The organism is Mangrovivirga cuniculi (genome assembly GCF_005166025.1).
GTDB lineage: Bacteria > Bacteroidota > Bacteroidia > Cytophagales > Cyclobacteriaceae > Mangrovivirga > Mangrovivirga cuniculi.
On sequence record NZ_CP028923.1, the window covers coordinates 4,317,763 to 4,336,658 of the forward strand.

An 18,896-nucleotide genomic window follows, 5' to 3' on the forward strand; every position below is an offset into this window, starting at 1 on the left:
GTTTTAATATGTAGTTTTTAGTTTTTCCTTTTTGTGTTCCCTTAATATTGTAAGGAATTTATCAACTGTATCTTCCAAAGATAGATCACTTTTCCCACCTGCTGCATTTTTATGGCCTCCACCATTAAAATATTCAGCAGCTATCTCATTTACAGCTATTTCTGTTACACTCCTGAAAGATATTTTAACTCCTTCTTCCCTTTCGGTAAACATGGCAGCTATTTTAACGCCCTCCATCGAAAGAGCATAATTTACTATTCCTTCCGTGTCGCCGGTTTTCGATTTAAACCTGGTTAAATCATCTGCTGATATAGAAAAATAAGCTGTTTCCAGATCAGGGATAATAGTTAAATTCTCATATAAAGCCCAGCCTAGAAATTTCATCCTTTCAGGACTGTTATTATCGTAAATCAATCGTGACACCTTATTAATGTCAGCTCCATGTCCGATTAACTGACCAACAACTTCATGAACATGTTTTGTCGTATTACTATGCCTGAAAGATCCAGTATCAGTCATAATACCGGCATAAAGTGCCTCAGCAATATCAGTATCAATCAGATCTGATTCATCCATGTCGACGAGCAGATCATAGACTAACTCAGCTGTGGCAGCTGCTCCTGTATCCCAAAATACATATTGGGCAAAATCCTGAGGATTCTGATGATGATCGATCAATACTTTCTCAGAATCTGATTTTTCAACTAATTCACCTAAGCCGTTAATACGACTTAAACATGAAAAATCAAGACAAAAGATCAAATCAGCTTCAGCTACTTTTGAGGTAATAACTTTCATTACTTTAGCATCTTCCTCATCGTAGATAATAACATCATCATTACCTTTCATCCAATGTAAAAACCCGGGGTAATCTGATGGAGTGATTACTTGCACTTCATGTCCTCGCTTTATCAAATATCCCGCTAATCCTAAAGAAGACCCCAATGCATCTGCATCAGGTTTATGATGCGTTGTAATAACGATCTTCCTAGGTATGTTCAATTTCTCTTTTAGTGCCTGGGTATGTTCCATTAATATTTAAAAATCCAACCTTAACGGATGGCCTTTTGTTAACGTGCAAAAGTGTAAATAAATAAACAGATATCAAACTTTGATCTCATTTAGACAATGCTCATGTAACTAATCGGTTACAATTGTATAATAAAATAACGGAATAATCTAAAAACAAATCCTATATCTTTTAACAATAATTTAATCTATATCTATAAATATCATTAGGTTGAATGGCAGGGACTTGCTAATTTTGCGGCGCAATCTAAAATAATAAAAATTAATTTTAACATGGCAGGAAACAGAACGTTTACCATGATCAAACCTGATGCTGTAAGCGCAGGTAATGTTGGAGCGATCATCAAAATGATCCAGGAAGCAGGCTTCTCTATCAAAGCAATGAAAATGACTAAAATGAGTGCTGAGAGAGCAGGTCAGTTTTACGAAGTTCACAAAGAGCGCCCGTTTTACAATGACTTATGCGAATATATGTCTTCAGGAGCTATCGTACCGATGATTCTTGAAAAAGACAATGCAGTAGAAGATTTCAGAACTTTAATTGGTGCAACAAACCCTAAAGAAGCTGCAGAAGGTACAATCAGAGCTTTGTTTGCTGAATCTATCGAAGCAAATGCTATCCACGGATCAGATTCTGATGATAATGCAGAGATCGAGGGTAAATTCTTCTTTGCTAAGACTGAAGAATTTTAATTACTGATTAAGATCAGATATAAAAAAGCAATCCTTAACCGGATTGCTTTTTTTACATTTTAATTTCTTCTTTAGCCTTTTCCATTTCCTTCGTTTTCACATCCCTGTTATAAATCCTTCTTATCCATTGAGGAAGAAACAGCACTCCTATTAACAGATAAAAATAGTATGTGAATAAGCGCCATAATATAGCAGTTCCTAGGGTATTTACTCCAAGATAACTATTGTAAAATAAATCAAAAGATACTTCCGCGGTACCACTACTTCCCGGTGTTGGAGATATCAGCATTATTACCCACATAATCACCTCTTTACCCAGAATATCAAGATGCTCTATAAATGTTACTGATGCGAATGAAGCGATGATACAGTTTAACATCAGGTATCGAGCTGTCCAGATGAAATAAGTAGAAATAGTAATCTTAGACCAGTATTTCCAATCCTTACCTTTTAGCTGTCTGGAAGCAAGTATTATATCATCTCCATTTTTTGCCGCAGCATGTCTGAATTTTCTTAAGAATTTTATAGAAGTGAGTCTCAATAATATCCACTTAAATGCCCTTGGTCTGAAAAACAAAGCATAACTCATTACTGAGGTATAAACCAGAATAAGTGAAAAACTGATCCAAAATAAATTTTCCAGTCCCTTGTCTACATTAAACTCCATTCCAAAAAGAGTAAACGATTCCTGCAATTCAGGAAATATATTACCGGAAGTTAAAAGTATTACAAGGGGAGCTACGGTAAGAAAATACAGGTTGTCAAATATTGCTGTCAGCATTACAAATGATAGCGAACGACCAAAAGACATTCTCTCCATCATCAAAATAAAAACAGCTACTGCAGTTCCGCCAACTACAGATGGTGTAACTGCCGAAGCAAACTCCCATAGTATAATAACATAGAAGGCACCACTCCAATTTATTTCATGATTAGTCAGTACCCTTATACGGTACATATACCCCAGATCGCGTGCGATCAGAACAAATACTGCCAGAAGTAAAGGCAGAGCTTTCGCATTGAAAATATTTGACAAATCCGAGAGGGTCATATCCGGATCCGACCAGAATAAATAAAAAACAATAGCCAGACCAATGGCTACAGGTATCCAGACCTTTCTGGGGTTTAATGTTTCAAAAGCTTTCTTGGCATTAATCTCCATTAAGTATTATGCTTCTTGCAGTTCTATCTTTTCAATCCAAAAATTATTGAACCCTTCTCCGATATGTAATGTAACTAAGTTGAGCTGCAGAAGTTCCAGAATAGACAGGAAATTAAATATTACAGCGATTTTATCTGGTTGTTTGGATATCACTTCCTCAAAGCTGATCCTGGGTTTATTCCCCAGCCAATTCAGAATTCGCTGTTTTTGTGTATCAATTGTATAAGGATATTGTACTACCTCATGACGAGGTTTTGATTGCTCAATCTCATATCTTTCGAGGACCTTTCTATATACCTTTAATAATTTAAAAAGATCAATATCCTGTAATTCAGCTTCAACATTAGTGCTCTCAGATAATTTTCTCAGCTCCTTGGTGATGTTCCCTCTTTTATCGCGAGTAACCCGATCACCTTCCATATCTGACAGCTCTTTAATTACTGACTTATACTTTTTATACTCGAGAAGGTGTCTGACTAACTCATCACGCGGATCGATCTCATTTCCTTCTTCATCGAGTTCGGGTCTGGGCAGTAGCATCTTAGACTTAATGCGCATTAAAGTCGAAGCAACAAGAATAAATTCACTTGCAACCTCGATGTTCATTTGTTCCAGATGCTTCAGGTAATCTAAAAAATCGAGCGTGATCTTACTGATCGGGATATCATAAATATCCAACTCATCCCTTTCTATAAAGAAGAGTAAAAGGTCAAAAGGACCCTCGAACAAAGGTAGTTTAATTTCGAAGCTCAATATTTTAAAGATTTTTAACCTGTGTAATTTAAACCGTACAAGTCAAGTTGCCTTGCAAATATACCATTGGTATTCAAAAAATATATAATTTTGCAGTAGATAAGAAAAAGTTTATCTTTAAAAATACAAACATTATAAATTATTGACAGTTTAAGCTGTAAACATTTTAAAATAGCCTTATGTTAATCAAGCCCGGCAAATTACTGGCGGAAGTAAACAGTCCAGAAGACTTAAAAAAACTTGACAAGTCACAGCTTAAAGCTTTTTGTGACGAACTCAGGCAATTTATCGTAGATAGCGTTTCGGTTTATGGTGGTCACTTCGGAGCCAGTTTGGGTGTAGTGGAATTAACTACTGCCTTACATTATGTTTATAACACACCAGACGATCAATTGGTCTGGGATGTTGGACACCAGGCATACGGGCACAAAATAATCACAGGGCGAAGAGATCAATTTCATACAAACAGAAAATACGGTGGTCTTTCAGGCTTCCCTAAGATCAAAGAAAGCGAATATGATGCTTTTGGTGTAGGTCACAGTTCTACATCGATTTCCGCAGCTCTTGGTATGTCAATAGCTTCAAAACTTGATAACAATAAGGACAAACAACATATAGCTGTAATAGGCGACGGAGCGATGACAGGTGGAATTGCTTTTGAAGGAATGAACCAGGCTGGAGTTCTCAACTCTAATCTCACAATTGTTCTGAATGACAATTGTATGTCTATTGATCCAAATGTCGGCGCTTTAAAAGATTATCTGACAGATATTACTACCTCTCATACATATAACAAAATGAGAGATGATGTCTGGCACCTCCTCGGTAAGATCAGCAAATTTGGCCCTAATGCCAGGGAAGTTGTTTCCAAAGTTGAAACCAGTATTAAGTCTTTCCTTTTAAAACAAAGCAACTTATTTGAATCATTTAATTTAAGATACTTTGGTCCGGTTGATGGCCATGATGTAGATCACCTGGTAGAGATATTCAATGACCTTAAAGATATTCCGGGACCAAAAATCCTGCATTGTGTAACACGAAAAGGAAAGGGATATAAACCTGCTGAAAACGGTAACCAAACTACCTGGCATGCACCGGGGACATTTGATAAGATTACCGGAGAAATTCATAAAAAAGTAAACGAAAAACCACAGCCTCCTAAATACCAGGATGTATTTGGACATACTCTGGTAGAGTTAGCTGAAAAAAATAAAGATATCGTCGGTATCACTCCGGCCATGCCTTCAGGGAGTAGTATGAAGATCATGATGGAAGCAATTCCTGAAAGAGCTTTCGATGTGGATATTGCTGAGCAACATGCAGTTACATTTTCTGCGGGACTGGCAACTCAAGGGAAAATTCCTTTTTGTAATATTTATTCCAGCTTCATGCAAAGAGCATACGACCAGGTTATACACGACGTGTGTATACAAAATCTTCATGTGATTTTCTGCCTTGACAGGGCCGGTATTGCCGGAGCTGACGGAGCAACTCATCACGGGGCTTACGACCTGGCTTATATGCGATGCATACCAAATAATGTGGTAGCTGCCCCGATGAATGAATCAGAACTCAGAAATATGATGTACACTGCGCATCTTCCAAGAGAAGGCGCATTTACAATCAGATATCCAAGAGGCAAGGGTGTAATGCCTGACTGGAAAACACCTATGAAGGAGATTGAAGTTGGAACTGGCCGCTGCATCAAACAGGGTAAGGACCTTGCAATCTTAACCATAGGGCATATTGGAAATTATGCTGTTGAAGTAACAGACCGCTTATCTAAGCAGGGCATCGAAATTGGCCATTATGATATGCGATTTGTAAAACCGCTGGATGAAGAGCTGCTACACGATATTTTTAAAAATTACGATAAGGTAATCACTGTGGAAGATGGTTGTCTTCCTGGAGGTTTCGGATCTGCGATTTTAGAATTTATGGCAGAAAATGGTTATTCAGCTAAGGTAAAGAGACTTGGCATACCTGACAGACTTGTAGAACACGGCGAACAGCCAGAGCTACATAAAGAATGTGGCTATGATCCGGAAGGCATTTATGAAACTTGTCTGGAACAATTAGAAATTACTGTACCAAAAGCTTAATCGATCACGTTATATTGGCATGACGATTTATCATCAGGAAGCAGGCAAGGGCCCTGCAGTAGTATTGTTACATGGATTTTGTGAAGACAATAGTCTCTGGAATGGTCTGATAGACACATTGGGCAGAGATTATCGAGTCTTAGCTCCGGACCTCCCGGGTTTTGGAAAATCAAATCCACTGGATGAGAAAATATCCATTGAAAGAGTAGCGGATGTGATTAAAGCATGGATGGATCATCACCATCTTGAAGATGTTCATTTGATTGGACATTCTTTAGGAGGTTATATCGCTTTGGCTATTGCAGATAAATACCCTGAAGCACTTTCCTCACTGGGTCTTTTTCACTCCACAGCTTATGCTGATACAATCGAAAAGAAAGGAACCCGTGACAATGTCATTTCTTTTGTAAGAAATAATGGTGTTCAAAAATTTATTTCTTCATTTGTGTCTCCACTTTTTCATTATTCTAACCGAGGTGAACTTAAGGACACCATCGATGAAATGGTTGAGATCGGAAAACAGGTTGATCAGGAAGTACTGATCGAATATACGGAGGCCATGCGCGACCGCGTAGACAGAAGATATGTTCTGCGAAATTTCAAGAAGCCAATAATGTTTATTGCCGGAGCGGAAGACAGTGCTGTACCAAGAATGCACAGTGAAAACCAAATAGAAGACCTTCACTCTGACAATTGTGTTATGCTGGATAATACTTGTCACATGGGTATGTATGAAAGAAAAGCGGAAACGGAAAATTTTATTAAAGGCTTTCTTGAAAGAGTTGAAGCACTTCAACACTAAAAATAAAAAAACACAAATTCTCATAACCTCTTCTACTAAGGATTTCTGACCGCACTTTACTTCATTTTAAAGAATTTTTAAATCATTTGGCTATTAACTAATTATTTAGTTAATTGGTGATTCAACTTATTCTAAGCTTATGAGATCTATATTATTATTACTCTTTATTATAACCATTGTTTCTTGTCAGGAAAATACCGTAAATATTTCCATAGACTCCAAAAATGATAGGGGAACATTGGTAATTAAGGAAGTAATCACTGATATGACTATTAATAAAATCGAAATAAGTGATACATCATACACAGTAGATCTCGATAGTAAAAAGCCAATCCTGACATCTGTAGCGTCTAACTATTCGGAGGGTACAGCATTATCTATTTTTTCACAAGGGGATACAAAGAATATATCAATAAATAAAGATTCAATCAACATCAGTGGCTCCTTACAGGATTCCCTTGCAAATTATATCTGGCGATCAACTAACGCAATGTTCACCAGGGCTAATCATGGAGATGAAATATTCGGCAACAGTAATCCTGATCGTGTGAAGGAATTGTTTGATAGCCTAGTTAATAAAAGAAATGAAATTATTGTAAAATATAAAGATGAACTCAATAGTGAGATTATTGCTCTATTAAAGCATCAAAATAAAAGCAGAGCATATTCTTTCTTACTCTATTATGGTCGAATGATGAATGATATTGATCCAAAATCAGACTATTATAATTTTATAGACCTCATAGATAATGAAAATTATTATTCAATTTATTCCCCATCAAATGTGCTTTATAAATACGAAATAGAATACCTAAGATCTGGTAGAGATATAAAGTATAATACTTTTAATGAATACATTGATAACAATACGGAGGACCCTGAATTAACAGAATTATACAAGGCGTTTTATTTAAAGGAACTAATTGAGTCTCCTGATTACTGGAGGAATCACGAAACTTTATTCGAAGGAGATGTTTTAGTTGATCACCTGAATAACTTCAATAATAGTAGTTATTCATATCTTTTAAAAGATCTCAAATATTCAATAAAAACATCTGAAAAGGGTAAAGAAGGATTTGATTTTACAGCCATAACATCTGAAGGGGAAAAAGTTAAATTATCCGATTTTAAAGGAAAATATGTCTTAATCGATACCTGGGCAACGTGGTGTGGCCCCTGTGTAAAACACCGACCTGATTTAATTAAAATTGCTTCAGAAACTTTAAACAACAACATTCAATATCTAATGGTCTCAGTAGATAAAAATACTGATAAATGGGAGTCTTATATAAATAAGCAAAACCTACCCGATAACAGTCTTGATGTTAGAATCCCAAATCATAAAATTAATTACTTCAGAAAACAGTTTTTTATCCCATCGATACCACGGTATATTTTAATTGATCCGGATGGTAGAATTGTTGATAGTGATCTAATTAGCCCTTCAAATGGTCTGAAAGAATATTTATTAAAAGTGATATCTTAAATATCTTCATAATTCATGGGTTACACAATTGGCAATATACAGGATCCTCCAGTTTCTTATGGAGGTTAGTTTTCCTGCTTGTATAATCACACTTACTACATGAATATATATAGGTTTTAATCCCTGCCGTAGGACACCCACACTGGGAGCAGGGCAAACCTTCTTCAAAGTCTGTAATTCTAAATCCCGGAGTTTGACATACCGGACATAAAGATTTTAATCTTTCCATTAACTTATAAGTGGCTTTCTTGATAACCTCCCTCCTGGTAGGATTAAAATTAGCCCTCATGTCTGTCATTACTTCTACCCTTTCAGACTTACTCATTAGTTCTTTAAAAATTCTATTAAGCACTTTAAAATCTACTATTCCCTTTATACACTCTTGTTCAGTTTTTAGAATTAGTCCGTGTTCAGGAAAACCTGAATTTATGGCAAATTTCTCCAGATCATCTAAAGTCTGAATCTCCTGGTAGTTATAATTGGTGGAAGCAGAAAGCTCCCTGGCAAAAACTTCAATTTTATTAACGCTATCGACAAGAAGAACCCATTCCTCATTTGAATTGATAAATGGTAAGGCAGGATGCATCCCAAAAGAACCTTCACTGGCAATAGCAATTTGAGTACCTGTTAGCTCCATTGCTTGTTCACACTTTAATCGAGCATTTTCTAAGGGCGTTCCCTTTCTTTCTATTTCGCCGGAAAAAGTTCCAAAAACATCGGTATCAAAGTTTTCGGGGATGATATAATCTGCTTTAAGAAAATGGTTAAGGAGCGGGCCGATCACCCACTCCTTTTTATGCTTGGTAGCAATTGTTATAATTTTATTCTTAAAGAATTCCATTAACCAAATTACTGGCCCTGACCAAGAGAATATCCTCTCTCTCCATCGAAGCTATAGAGGTTTTCTGTTTTGATAATATCGACTTTTTCTTCAAATGCCTTATTTAGTAGTTCTGCAATATGTTTGTTTGAAACAGGATGACCATTTCGTTCATATCTACATCTCCAGTGGTCAGTGCAGAAAGTTTCAGAAAATCCCTCCGGCCATACTTTAACTCCCCGATTGGTAATCATTGTCAGGTTTACGTCACCATTAAGTTTTTCTAAAACTGAAGCTAATTTATCAGGATCCTGCCCCTTCCAGTCTACAAAAACATCAACACCATTCAATTCTTTTTTTCTTGATGCAGGACGTCTGTATTCAGGAACCTCAAATTTCACTGCTTTACCAAATGATTCCTCTTCCAGGAAAGTAGGTTTTTGACCCAGATTTTTAATAACTGCCTCACCAAACTCTCGGGTTCCAACAATTTCAGAAGTTACACCTGGCTGGTAAATATCTTCAGTATGAATTCCGTCTTCGATCGTTTTTAACCACGCATTATTTATTTTTTCTGCTATATCAACCTGTCCAATATGGGTAAGCATCATGATCGCTCCCTTTAACAATCCGGTTGGGTTGGCAATATTTTTTCCTGCGATTGGTGGTGCTGAACCATGAATTGCTTCAAACATGGCACACTGAGATCCTATATTTGAAGAACCTGCAAGACCTACAGATCCTGATATCTGTGCTGCGATATCAGAAACCACATCTCCATATAGATTCGGCATTACGATCACATCAAATATTTCAGGGGTATCAGCTAATCTTGCTGATCCGATATCTATGATCCAATGGTCGGTTTCGATATCAAGATATTCAGCCGCAATTTCTTTAAATACACGGTGAAACAATCCGTCTGTTTGCTTCATAATATTATCCTTAGTAAAGCAACTCACCTTCTTTCGTCCATACTGCCTCGCGTATTCAAATGCGTACCGTACAATCCGCTCACAACCTGGTCGTGTGATTAATTTCAAACATTGAACAACCTCATCTGTTTGCTGATGTTCGATGCCCGCATAAAGGTCTTCCTCATTCTCCCGGATTATGACCGTATCCATTTCAGGATGTCTTGTTTTTATAAAGGGATGAAAATTTCGGCAAGGACGAACATTGGCATATAATCCCAGAGCCTTTCTCATTGTTACATTCAGGCTCTTATAGCCTCCTCCCTGTGGGGTTGTGATGGGAGATTTTAAGAAAATTTTATTCCTGCGTATGCTATCCCAGGCTTCTTTACTGATTCCACTCGTATTACCGGATAAATATACCTTTTCTCCGATTTCTATCTCCTCATATTCCAACCTGGCATTTGCTGCTTTTAAAATACTAAGGGTCGCATCCATTATTTCCGGACCGATCCCATCACCTTTGGCTATTGTTATCTTTTGCATTCCGTTAATGTTTGTTTATGCAAAATAAAGCCGTTGTATTCATATGTAAAAATTAATGTTTTTGATGAAAAACATTTCTAAAATTTATAATTAATAATTTAGATCGGGGTTTACTTATTTAACTGAAAATTTATCTATAGTATAGAAGCTGATTTATCAACTACATAAAATCTTTAATCGAAAGCATATATTTTTTTAATTAATCATATCTAATGAACACAGCACTTAATCAAAACACATTTTTGGTAAAAGAACATGTAGGAATGTTCAAAGCAGCCAATAACTATGACATTTTTAATCCTGAAAGCCAGGAATTAACATTAAACTGCAGGGAAGACAATCTTGGGTTCTTCACGAAATTATTTCGTTTTACTGACTATAAGAGAATGACACCTTTTAATATAACCATCCAAACTCCACAGGGAGAAAAGGTGGTAACTATTAAAAGAGGCGTTTCAATATTCCTTTCAACTGTCGAAGTTTATGATGAGAATGATGAAATGATTGGAAAATTCAAACAAAAATTTTTCTCTATCGGTGGTAAGTTTGATGTCCTTGATCCGAATGACAATTATCTATGTAGTCTTAAAGGTAAATGGACTTCATGGGATTTTAAATTCGTTAAGGATGATTACGAATTTGCCCGGGTTACTAAAAAATGGGCTGGATTAGGAAAGGAACTTTTTACTTCAGCAGACAATTATGTTTTAAAAATCAACGATAGTGTTCCTCAGGAAAACAAAATCAGACTATTGATTCTTGCAGCAGTAATGTGTATAGATATGGTCTTAAAAGAATAGTGATTTAATATTAATTATATAGCCTGGAAATATAGTTTTCAGGCTTTTTTTATATCCGAATATTAGTCCATAGGCAAAACTATCTTGATTTTGATGCGTTTTTTAATTAAGTCTTATAAAAAAACGATCAACAAATTATGAAAGACCTGAATGGAAAAGTAGCCCTGGTAACCGGGGGTAGTAAAGGTATTGGATATGGAATTGCTGAAGCACTTTTAAAAAGTGGTCTAAAAGTAGCGATTACCAGCAGATCTCAGGATGCAGCAAATGAAGCAGCAAAAAAGCTTGGGTCTGATAATGTATTACCACTTGAATCCGACGTCAGAAGTTTAGAATCTCAGCAAAAAGCTATAGAAAATATTATTGACAAGTGGGGACAGCTGGATGTTGTTATAGCCAATGCAGGGCTTGGTCATTTTGCCTCCATCGAAGAGCTTACTGCTGATCAGTGGAATCAGACTATAGATACTAACCTGACTGGTGTATTTTATACAATCAAAGCTACGGTTGAGAGTTTAAAAATATCAAAAGGATATTTTATAACCATAGCCAGTCTTGCGGGAACAAACTTCTTTGCAAGTGGCTCTGCTTATAATGCAAGTAAATTTGGACTCGTTGGATTTACCCAGGCTGTAATGTTAGACCTGAGACAATATGGCATTAAAGTTACTACCATAATGCCTGGTTCTGTAACTAGTCATTTTAACGATCATACTCCTAATGCTGATGATGCATGGAAAATCCAGCCTGAAGATTTAGGAGAAATGACAGTGAATCTGTTACAACTCGACCAACGCACTTTACCTAGCAAGATAGAAGTAAGGCCGACGACTCCGCCTTCCAAATAAATATGTAAAGACTCAGAATACCTCTGATTATATGATAAAAGGAAGGCAAATATTAAGAATACTAAAAAAGACAGCTCAAAATTTCGGAGCTAACAATCCATTAATGTTAGCTTCGTCTACAGCATTCTTTACTGTTTTTTCTATTCCTCCTACCATTATTATAACTGCGAATATTCTGAGTCTTTATTTTAAAAATGAAGATTTCATTTATTCAGTAGTAACAAAGATCGATGAATATTTTGGAGAAAGTGTTGCAAGCCAAATGAGAACAATAGCAACAAATTTCCAGGAATTAGCTAGTGAACCGTGGATTACTTATGCCGGTTTTGCATTTTTAATCTTCGTTGCTACCAATTTATTTAAGGTTGTCACTATATCTATAAACCAAATCTGGAAGATCAGAACTACCAGTAGAAAAAAAATAAAATACACTCTTTTAAACCGAGCGATTGGTTTAGGTATAATAGTTCTCACAGGGATTTTATTTATAGTGTCCTCTGCGATGGACAGCTTTATATCAGCGAATATCAATTCATTTTTGAATTTTACAGAATTCAATGAAATATTGGTTTCCATAGGATCGAAATTTGTAAGTATATTATTCCTTACCATTTGGTTTGCTATGCTTTACCGCTATCTCCCAAGCGCGCGGGTGAAATGGAAAAATATTATTATAGGATCAATATTTACTGCAGTATTGCTGACCATCGGTAAATATCTTCTTGAAACTTTTCTTATCAATAGTAACATTAACAATATTTTTGAGACGTCAACTTCAATAATTATTATCTTATTATTTATATTCTACAGTTCATTTATTGTCTATTTTGGGGCTAGCTTTATATATATCTTCACCTTAAGTAAAAAAGAAAAAATTTACCCGGCCAAAAATGCAGAACGGATCAAAGTAGAAACTGTAGAACTTGAAACATAAAAAAAGCAGGAAGAAATAGACTCCCTGCCCTCTCTGTAAATATTCAAATTGTAATCTTAATCTTTCTTTGGTATTTGAATCTTTTGACCTGGAAAAATAACATCCGGATTATCTATAGTTTCTTTATTTAGTTCATAGATTGTTTTCCAGGACACCCCGTATTTTTCTCCAATCTTGCTTAAGCTATCTCCCGGCTGAACTTCGTAAACCTCATCATAATTTGATGACTCGATATTTATTATTATATCTCCGTCACGCATGTTCGGATCAATTTTCTTATACTCATCCCAGAGCCGCTGCTTATTTTCCTCTGTAGCTTTTCCCGTTATTTTTAACACGTCTCTTTCTTCTTCTACTTTTAGATCCTGAACATGATCTCGCGCAAGATCTAATACTGGCTTATACTTTGATTCTAAATCCATTGTTTACTCTGTTACGGTTAATTTATTGATCACTTTATCGGCTCCTGACTCCATCGCAGCAGACATCACAGTTTGAAGTTCTTCTGCCGGAATTTCTCCTGTAAGTGTAACTACTCCGTTATCTACTTCAATATTGATATTGTCAAGCTGATACTCCTGGAAATTAGCCTTTACTTTTTCTTTCAATTCACTATCAGACATCGAAACTGAATCAACGGTATTATCCATCGAAACATCTACAATAATAGAATTGGCTACTTCAGTAATCCCTTCTACATTTCCAGCTATTCCGGCAGCTGTTTCTTTCATTTCTTCGCTTTCAACTTGCCCGGTTAATTGGGCAATACTAGCATCAACAGCCACTTCAACATTTTCCATACCTTCCACACCTTCAAGTTCAGCTCTCACAGCTTCGGTCAGTTCTCCATCACTCGGGCCACAAGCTGACATAATTAATATCATTAAAACAATTATCGGTCTGTATTTTGGTCGCATCATAAGCTTTTAATTTTGTTAATAAAATTTAATCAAATCCAAAGTTAATTTCACGGAAAAACACAATTGTTTTCATGAAAAACACATTAAAAGACTTATAATTTAACCAGGCTAATAATTATACCTCAAGGCATTCTGAATTTAATAATCAGTGAAGAAAGAATGGTCAAAACACCTATTGCCAGAATAGAATAATTCATCCCCATATAATCTGCAATTACTCCGGAAAGTAGCGCTCCTATAGCATATCCCATATCCCTCCACAACCGGAACACACCGATAGATTCTGCTCTTTGGACAGGCTTGGTATTATTGGCAATAGCAGTAAGGAAGGTAGGGTAAACCAGGGCCGTTCCTATACCCAACAAAATTGACAACGTTACAAACAGATAATACTCTTGTATAAAACCAAAGAGAACGATTACCAGTCCCTGCAATCCCATACCATAAAAAAGCATTTTCTTGTGTGAAAAAACATCTGCCATTTTTCCGGTGAATAATTGCCCAATACCCCATATCGCAGGATAAAGAGCCGTAATTAATCCAGTTTGCTCGCTATTGTAATCCATTGAAAACAAAAGTGCGGGTAAGAGCCCCCAAACCATTCCATCATTAAGATTGTTAACTAAGCCTGCCTGGGTAACCGAGCTAAGCGTCCTGTTTTTAAATGAAGTTTCAACAAAAATATTACCCTGGTGGGTATGTGTAGGTTCCGGCTTTTCCTGATCGGCAAATTTAGAGGTATCCTTAGCTAAAAACAATGACATTAAAAGCCCCATTACAGCTATCCCTATTCCTAAATAAAAAGGATAAGGAGTGACAGCATAATGATTAGCTATATATCCTGTTAAAAAGGCTACAACACCTACTGCCAGGTATCCGGCAGCTTCGTTAAACCCCATTGCCAGACCTCTTTCCTTCTGACCGACAAGATCGATCTTCATTATTACAGTACTACTCCAGGCCAACCCCTGGTTAATACCGAGAAATATATTAGCAACCACCACTAAATACCATTGGTTGGCAAATATTAAGATAAGCGGGACAGGTATGGCAAATAACCAACCGATAATCAGTAGTTTTTTTCTACCCAACTTATTTGATAATCTACCGGTGAAGTAATTAGCTATAGCTTTTGTAATTCCAAAGGCTAATATAAAAGATAGAAATGCAGTACTGGATTTTACACCAAATTCACTTTCTGCAAATTCAGGAAAGATAGTACGTTCCAGACCTACCATCCCTCCAACGAAGGCATTAATCAGGACAAGGATTAAAAATTGTTGCCAATTAGCCTTTAAGCCGTGTATTATGGATTTATTCATTAATGCGAAAATATATACTCATATTTCAAAACCTTAAAAGTTGATTTTTTTTACAATATGTTACGTGCTAATTATCACATTAAAAAATATTTATTTGACTTTATTAAATCGAGATAATAAATTCAGACACTTATTTTTAATTGGAGTCCAGTAACCAATACAAACGGGGCGTCACCGAAAAGCCATATGAGTAGGATGTATTTTTTAATAATTTTTTTAAGTATGAAATGGTATTCACAAGTTTTAAAAAACTACGCTAATTTTAACGGAAGAGCTAGAAGAAAAGAATATTGGATGTTTGTTCTTTTTAACTTTATTTTCACACTAATCACTCTTGCAATTGATGCAGCCATCATGTATCAATTTAGCTTTTTTATCCCGGTTCTAACTATTGCTTACTCTCTCGCAATGATGATCCCATCTATTGCTGTGGCGATCAGAAGACTTCATGATGTTGGTAAAAGTGGAGGGTATTTTCTATTAGCTTTTCTTCCAATCGCCAACATTTATTATATCATTCTTTTGTTAACTGCAGGAGAACCAAATAAAAATATGTTTGGTGAAGACCCTAAAAATGAAAAGGAATTTTCTTCTTATGATAACATTGTTTCTGAAGCATAAGAAAAAACATATACTATTCACTAAAGCACAGGTTGAACCTGTGCTTTTTTTATTTATATGATTTAACTTCTTTAAATTAAAAGGATATGCCAGACACCAATAATGCAAAAAGAATTTACATTTCGTTTCTACTCTATTCTCAACGATTTTTTAAACAATGATCAAAAACAACAGCGTTTTAAAGAAACATTTAAAACACCTGTAACAGTCAGAGAATGTATCATGGCATTTAGAATCCCTGTTTTTGAAATTGGAAAAATCTTTATCAATGAAAACCCCGCATCTCTTAAAACTGAATTAAACGAAAATGACCGCTGCTCTATTTATCCCCACCTCAGAACAATTCCTTCTAATAACATAGCTCATGACTACAATTTTATTTTAGATGCTCACCTTGGTAAGTTAGCCCGATATTTAAGAATGCTTGGTTTTGACACCCTGTATCATAATAACTTTCAGGATGAGGAGATCAGAAAAATAGCAGAAGAAGAACAAAGAATAGTTCTGACTAGAGATAAAATAATTAAAAGCACACCCGATCCATCGTATTACTATATTCGGGCGACAGAAAAACATCAGCAACTAAAGGAGGTAGTTAAGTTTTGGGGTTTATCAAGTCAAATAAAGCCATTTACAAGATGCATGACCTGTAATTCAAAACTGATCAAAATTCAAAAAAAAGAAGTTTTGCATAAAATTGATGATGATATCGCTGATCATTTTAATGAATTTTATATTTGCAAAAAGTGTGACAAAGTTTTCTGGAAGGGTTCTCACTTTAAACGAATGGAAAAACAAATATTGGATCTCATCTCAAATAATGAAAACTAAAAAGGACATAAAAAGTCGGGAAGATATTGAAAAGCTTGTTACTGCATTTTATAAGAGCGTTTTGAAAGATAAAACTATCGGCTACTTTTTCACAGAAGTTGTTAAGCTGGATTTTGACAAGCACATGCCTGTTATGTTTGACTTTTGGGAATCGGTGTTACTGGGAGGTAGAAATTATTCTGGAAATCCAATGACCCCTCATTTTAAAATCAATGAGAAAGAACCATTAAAGGCGGCACATTTTGACCGGTGGCTACAACTTTGGGAAGAAACTATCGACTATCATTTCGAGGGAAAAAAATCCGAGGAAGCCAAAACCAGAGCCGGGCAAATTGCAGGGCTGATGAAATTTAAGATAGTGAATTCATAATCTGCGTTAGATTTAGTTTCGCGTGAACAACCCCTTATTTTTTAGTAAATTTACAATAACACAAAGACACCTCACCTCTGTGGGTCAACACACCTCCAAGACCCAACCATACATAATTCATGATCGGAAAATAATTCTTCAAACACACCAAATATAATCATGAAAAATTACCACACTACCGTGTATCAGATCCTCTTTCTGATATCTCTAATTATGTTCGGTTGCTCAACCGACGAGGAAGCTTTCCGAGAAATTGATATTGAACAACAACAATCAATTTCCTTCGATGATCTATTCGACAAACTTGACCGAATTCCAAACATGATCGTAAGCAACAATGAATCTTTAAAGGATGCATTAAAAGATTCCAGACCTGGAGATCTAATTATTCTGGCTCCTGGCATTTATGATCTACCTGTATCGGTTGGCGTTAACAATCTCAGCCTTTTTGGCGCAGGAAAAATAATAATCAAAAACCCTAAAGATTCAGAGGGATCAATATTCTCCAATTCAAATGTTCAAAATCTTAATCTGCATAATGTCAAACTGGAAAATTATTCTGACTCACCTGAAATCAAACAATTACAATTTGATACCAGGAGAAACAAACGTTTTATCTCATATACAAAAGAAATCCTTGCAGGAGATATTGCTCACTATACTTTTAGTGTGAGACTTGGAAATAAAGATTATGACTACGTCAATATTCACCGCCTGATTAAGGAATCATCTAATACTTTAGGAGAGGTATTTATGGTCCATGGGGCTAATCAAAATTTTACCGATATTTTTCTAAGAGCAGGTGCTTCCATACCTTCTGAAACCACTTCCCTGCCGATTTTTCTCGCCAAATCAGATGTAGATGTCTGGGGAATTGACATGGCATGGACCAGGGTACCTGAAAAAACCACCGACCTGAGTTTTATGAAAGACTGGGGTATTAAAAGAGATGTCCAGCACTTAAATAAAGCTATGAAAATAGCACGGATAATAAGTGGCATTACCAAACAGGGATTTGGAAAGATGAATCTTATGGGATTTAGTTATGGTTCGGCAGTATTATATGGAGCAGCTGGATATGAAACTACTATCAACAGCGCCAGAAGAAATATAAAAGGTGTAATACCTGTAGACCAGCCGATTAAATATAGTGAAGAATATGCTGCTTCCCGGGAAACTTCTTGTGTAAGAGGAGCAGAAGCAGCAAATGCAATAGAAGATGGAACTTATTTCAGAGCTCTTGGACTAAGTCCTCTAGCTCAATTAGCAATAAATGATCCAAATGGTGTTTCTCCTGCAATTCCCTCATTCACTAATCTTCAATTCATACTATTTGTTGGAGCCAATACTTATGCTTTAGGTCCGTCTTCAACACCAACATGGCATTTTGTTGCAGGAGTTTACAATGGTCCAATCCCTGTAGATCTTAATTTTACTGAAAAGGAAAGATGGTTAAATCTCCTTGCTGATTTCGATTCAGGGCCCTATATGCCATTTCAGATTCTGGTAGATATGTTTGAATGTGAATGCGGCGAAAAAGCAACGTTCATCGATCAAAATCTGGAGGACATAAACTTACCCATACTCAACGTGAGTGCACATGGAGGTAGCGGAGAATCAACTTTCTTAACACCTACCCTAACATCGAGTTCTGAGATAGAAAATCTCATGATTGAGTTTTTCCCAGACAATCCTGAATTAGACTTTGGACATGCTGATTTATTTATGGCAGACAATGCCAACTCTGTGTTCTGGGATCCACTTCGGATTTGGATTCAAAGTCATTAAAATACAAAATATCTCAAAAATTAAGGAGTTGAGTAAATTCAACTCCTTTTTTATTATCTAACATACATTGAAAGGTTTTACCCTCTAAAAATATTGAAATTAAAGTCTAAATGAAGTACTTTAGACAGTTAATTAATCTAAAAATAATACAATTC

19 protein-coding genes are annotated in these 18,896 nt (G+C 35.9%); 11 read left to right on the plus strand and 8 right to left on the minus strand.

What is annotated here, in order from left to right; genetic code table 11:
• Positions 1 to 3 precede the first annotated feature (3 nt).
• Entirely contained in the window at positions 4 to 1,032 is a 1,029-nt protein-coding gene (locus tag DCC35_RS19055; protein ID WP_137092306.1) for a DHH family phosphoesterase, read from the minus strand.
• Positions 1,033 to 1,302: 270 nt separating this feature from the next.
• On the opposite strand from DCC35_RS19055, the gene DCC35_RS19060 reads away from it, so the two are divergent.
• The gene (locus tag DCC35_RS19060; RefSeq protein WP_137092307.1) at positions 1,303 to 1,722 is read left to right on the plus strand and encodes a nucleoside-diphosphate kinase; all 420 of its coding nucleotides are present in this window, start codon (positions 1,303 to 1,305) and stop codon (positions 1,720 to 1,722) included.
• 52 nt (positions 1,723 to 1,774) lie between these two features.
• Here the strand turns inward: DCC35_RS19060 and DCC35_RS19065 are convergent, their stop codons facing one another.
• Positions 1,775 to 2,884, minus strand: a complete 1,110-nt coding sequence (locus DCC35_RS19065) for a lysylphosphatidylglycerol synthase transmembrane domain-containing protein (RefSeq protein WP_137092308.1) — start codon at positions 2,882 to 2,884, stop codon at positions 1,775 to 1,777.
• Between the two features lie 6 nt (positions 2,885 to 2,890).
• Complete coding sequence (locus DCC35_RS19070; RefSeq protein WP_137092309.1) at positions 2,891 to 3,637, minus strand: segregation and condensation protein A; 747 nt, start codon at positions 3,635 to 3,637, stop codon at positions 2,891 to 2,893.
• Between the two features lie 179 nt (positions 3,638 to 3,816).
• Between DCC35_RS19070 and dxs the strand changes: the two genes are divergently transcribed.
• From dxs to DCC35_RS19085, 3 genes are all read left to right on the plus strand, one after another.
• A complete protein-coding gene (gene dxs, locus DCC35_RS19075; protein ID WP_137092310.1) occupies positions 3,817 to 5,739 on the plus strand; it encodes a 1-deoxy-D-xylulose-5-phosphate synthase in 1,923 nt (640 codons plus the stop codon).
• 19 nt (positions 5,740 to 5,758) lie between these two features.
• Complete coding sequence (locus tag DCC35_RS19080) at positions 5,759 to 6,541, plus strand: alpha/beta fold hydrolase (RefSeq protein WP_137092311.1); 783 nt, start codon at positions 5,759 to 5,761, stop codon at positions 6,539 to 6,541.
• Positions 6,542 to 6,680: 139 nt separating this feature from the next.
• Positions 6,681 to 8,027: a TlpA family protein disulfide reductase gene (locus DCC35_RS19085; protein ID WP_137092312.1), complete on the plus strand. Its 1,347-nt coding sequence runs from the start codon at positions 6,681 to 6,683 to the stop codon at positions 8,025 to 8,027.
• A 13-nt stretch (positions 8,028 to 8,040) separates the two neighbouring features.
• Here DCC35_RS19085 and DCC35_RS19090 read toward each other — a convergent pair whose 3' ends face one another.
• Together DCC35_RS19090 and DCC35_RS19095 are read right to left on the minus strand one after the other, a co-directional pair.
• Positions 8,041 to 8,868: a DUF6671 family protein gene (locus DCC35_RS19090; RefSeq protein WP_137092313.1), complete on the minus strand. Its 828-nt coding sequence runs from the start codon at positions 8,866 to 8,868 to the stop codon at positions 8,041 to 8,043.
• Between the two features lie 8 nt (positions 8,869 to 8,876).
• Positions 8,877 to 10,307, minus strand: coding sequence for an NADP-dependent isocitrate dehydrogenase (locus tag DCC35_RS19095; RefSeq protein ID WP_137092314.1), 1,431 nt, complete (start codon positions 10,305 to 10,307; stop codon positions 8,877 to 8,879).
• A 212-nt stretch (positions 10,308 to 10,519) separates the two neighbouring features.
• Here DCC35_RS19095 and DCC35_RS19100 point away from each other — a divergent pair, with 212 nt between their 5' ends.
• The 3 genes from DCC35_RS19100 (at position 10,520) to DCC35_RS19110 (ending at position 12,889) form a co-directional block, all read left to right on the plus strand.
• Complete coding sequence (locus DCC35_RS19100; RefSeq protein ID WP_137092315.1) at positions 10,520 to 11,107, plus strand: phospholipid scramblase-related protein; 588 nt, start codon at positions 10,520 to 10,522, stop codon at positions 11,105 to 11,107.
• A gap of 137 nt (positions 11,108 to 11,244) precedes the next feature.
• A complete protein-coding gene (locus tag DCC35_RS19105; protein WP_137092316.1) occupies positions 11,245 to 11,955 on the plus strand; it encodes an SDR family oxidoreductase in 711 nt (236 codons plus the stop codon).
• Positions 11,956 to 11,986: 31 nt separating this feature from the next.
• Entirely contained in the window at positions 11,987 to 12,889 is a 903-nt protein-coding gene (locus DCC35_RS19110) for a YihY/virulence factor BrkB family protein (RefSeq protein ID WP_137092317.1), read from the plus strand.
• A gap of 56 nt (positions 12,890 to 12,945) precedes the next feature.
• Here the strand turns inward: DCC35_RS19110 and DCC35_RS21385 are convergent, their stop codons facing one another.
• The 3 genes from DCC35_RS21385 to DCC35_RS19125 all read right to left on the minus strand — a co-directional run bounded on the left by DCC35_RS21385 (position 12,946) and on the right by DCC35_RS19125 (position 15,131).
• Positions 12,946 to 13,311 carry a LysM peptidoglycan-binding domain-containing protein gene (locus DCC35_RS21385; RefSeq protein ID WP_137092318.1) on the minus strand — a complete coding sequence of 122 codons (366 nt, stop codon included), beginning with the start codon at positions 13,309 to 13,311 and terminating at the stop codon, positions 12,946 to 12,948.
• 3 nt (positions 13,312 to 13,314) lie between these two features.
• On the minus strand, positions 13,315 to 13,809 hold the full coding sequence (locus DCC35_RS19120; RefSeq protein ID WP_137092319.1) for a BON domain-containing protein: 495 nt from the start codon (positions 13,807 to 13,809) through the stop codon (positions 13,315 to 13,317).
• A gap of 122 nt (positions 13,810 to 13,931) precedes the next feature.
• Complete coding sequence (locus DCC35_RS19125; protein WP_137092320.1) at positions 13,932 to 15,131, minus strand: MFS transporter; 1,200 nt, start codon at positions 15,129 to 15,131, stop codon at positions 13,932 to 13,934.
• Positions 15,132 to 15,353: 222 nt separating this feature from the next.
• Here DCC35_RS19125 and DCC35_RS19130 point away from each other — a divergent pair, with 222 nt between their 5' ends.
• The 4 genes from DCC35_RS19130 (at position 15,354) to DCC35_RS19145 (ending at position 18,741) form a co-directional block, all read left to right on the plus strand.
• Entirely contained in the window at positions 15,354 to 15,752 is a 399-nt protein-coding gene (locus DCC35_RS19130) for a DUF805 domain-containing protein (RefSeq protein ID WP_137092321.1), read from the plus strand.
• 102 nt (positions 15,753 to 15,854) lie between these two features.
• Complete coding sequence (locus tag DCC35_RS19135) at positions 15,855 to 16,583, plus strand: Mut7-C RNAse domain-containing protein (RefSeq protein WP_137092322.1); 729 nt, start codon at positions 15,855 to 15,857, stop codon at positions 16,581 to 16,583.
• Complete coding sequence (locus tag DCC35_RS19140) at positions 16,573 to 16,953, plus strand: group III truncated hemoglobin (protein ID WP_137092323.1); 381 nt, start codon at positions 16,573 to 16,575, stop codon at positions 16,951 to 16,953. The genes DCC35_RS19135 and DCC35_RS19140 overlap by 11 nt, the downstream gene beginning before the upstream one ends.
• A 159-nt stretch (positions 16,954 to 17,112) precedes the next feature.
• Positions 17,113 to 18,741 carry a hypothetical protein gene (locus tag DCC35_RS19145; protein WP_137092324.1) on the plus strand — a complete coding sequence of 543 codons (1,629 nt, stop codon included), beginning with the start codon at positions 17,113 to 17,115 and terminating at the stop codon, positions 18,739 to 18,741.
• Positions 18,742 to 18,896 lie beyond the last annotated feature (155 nt).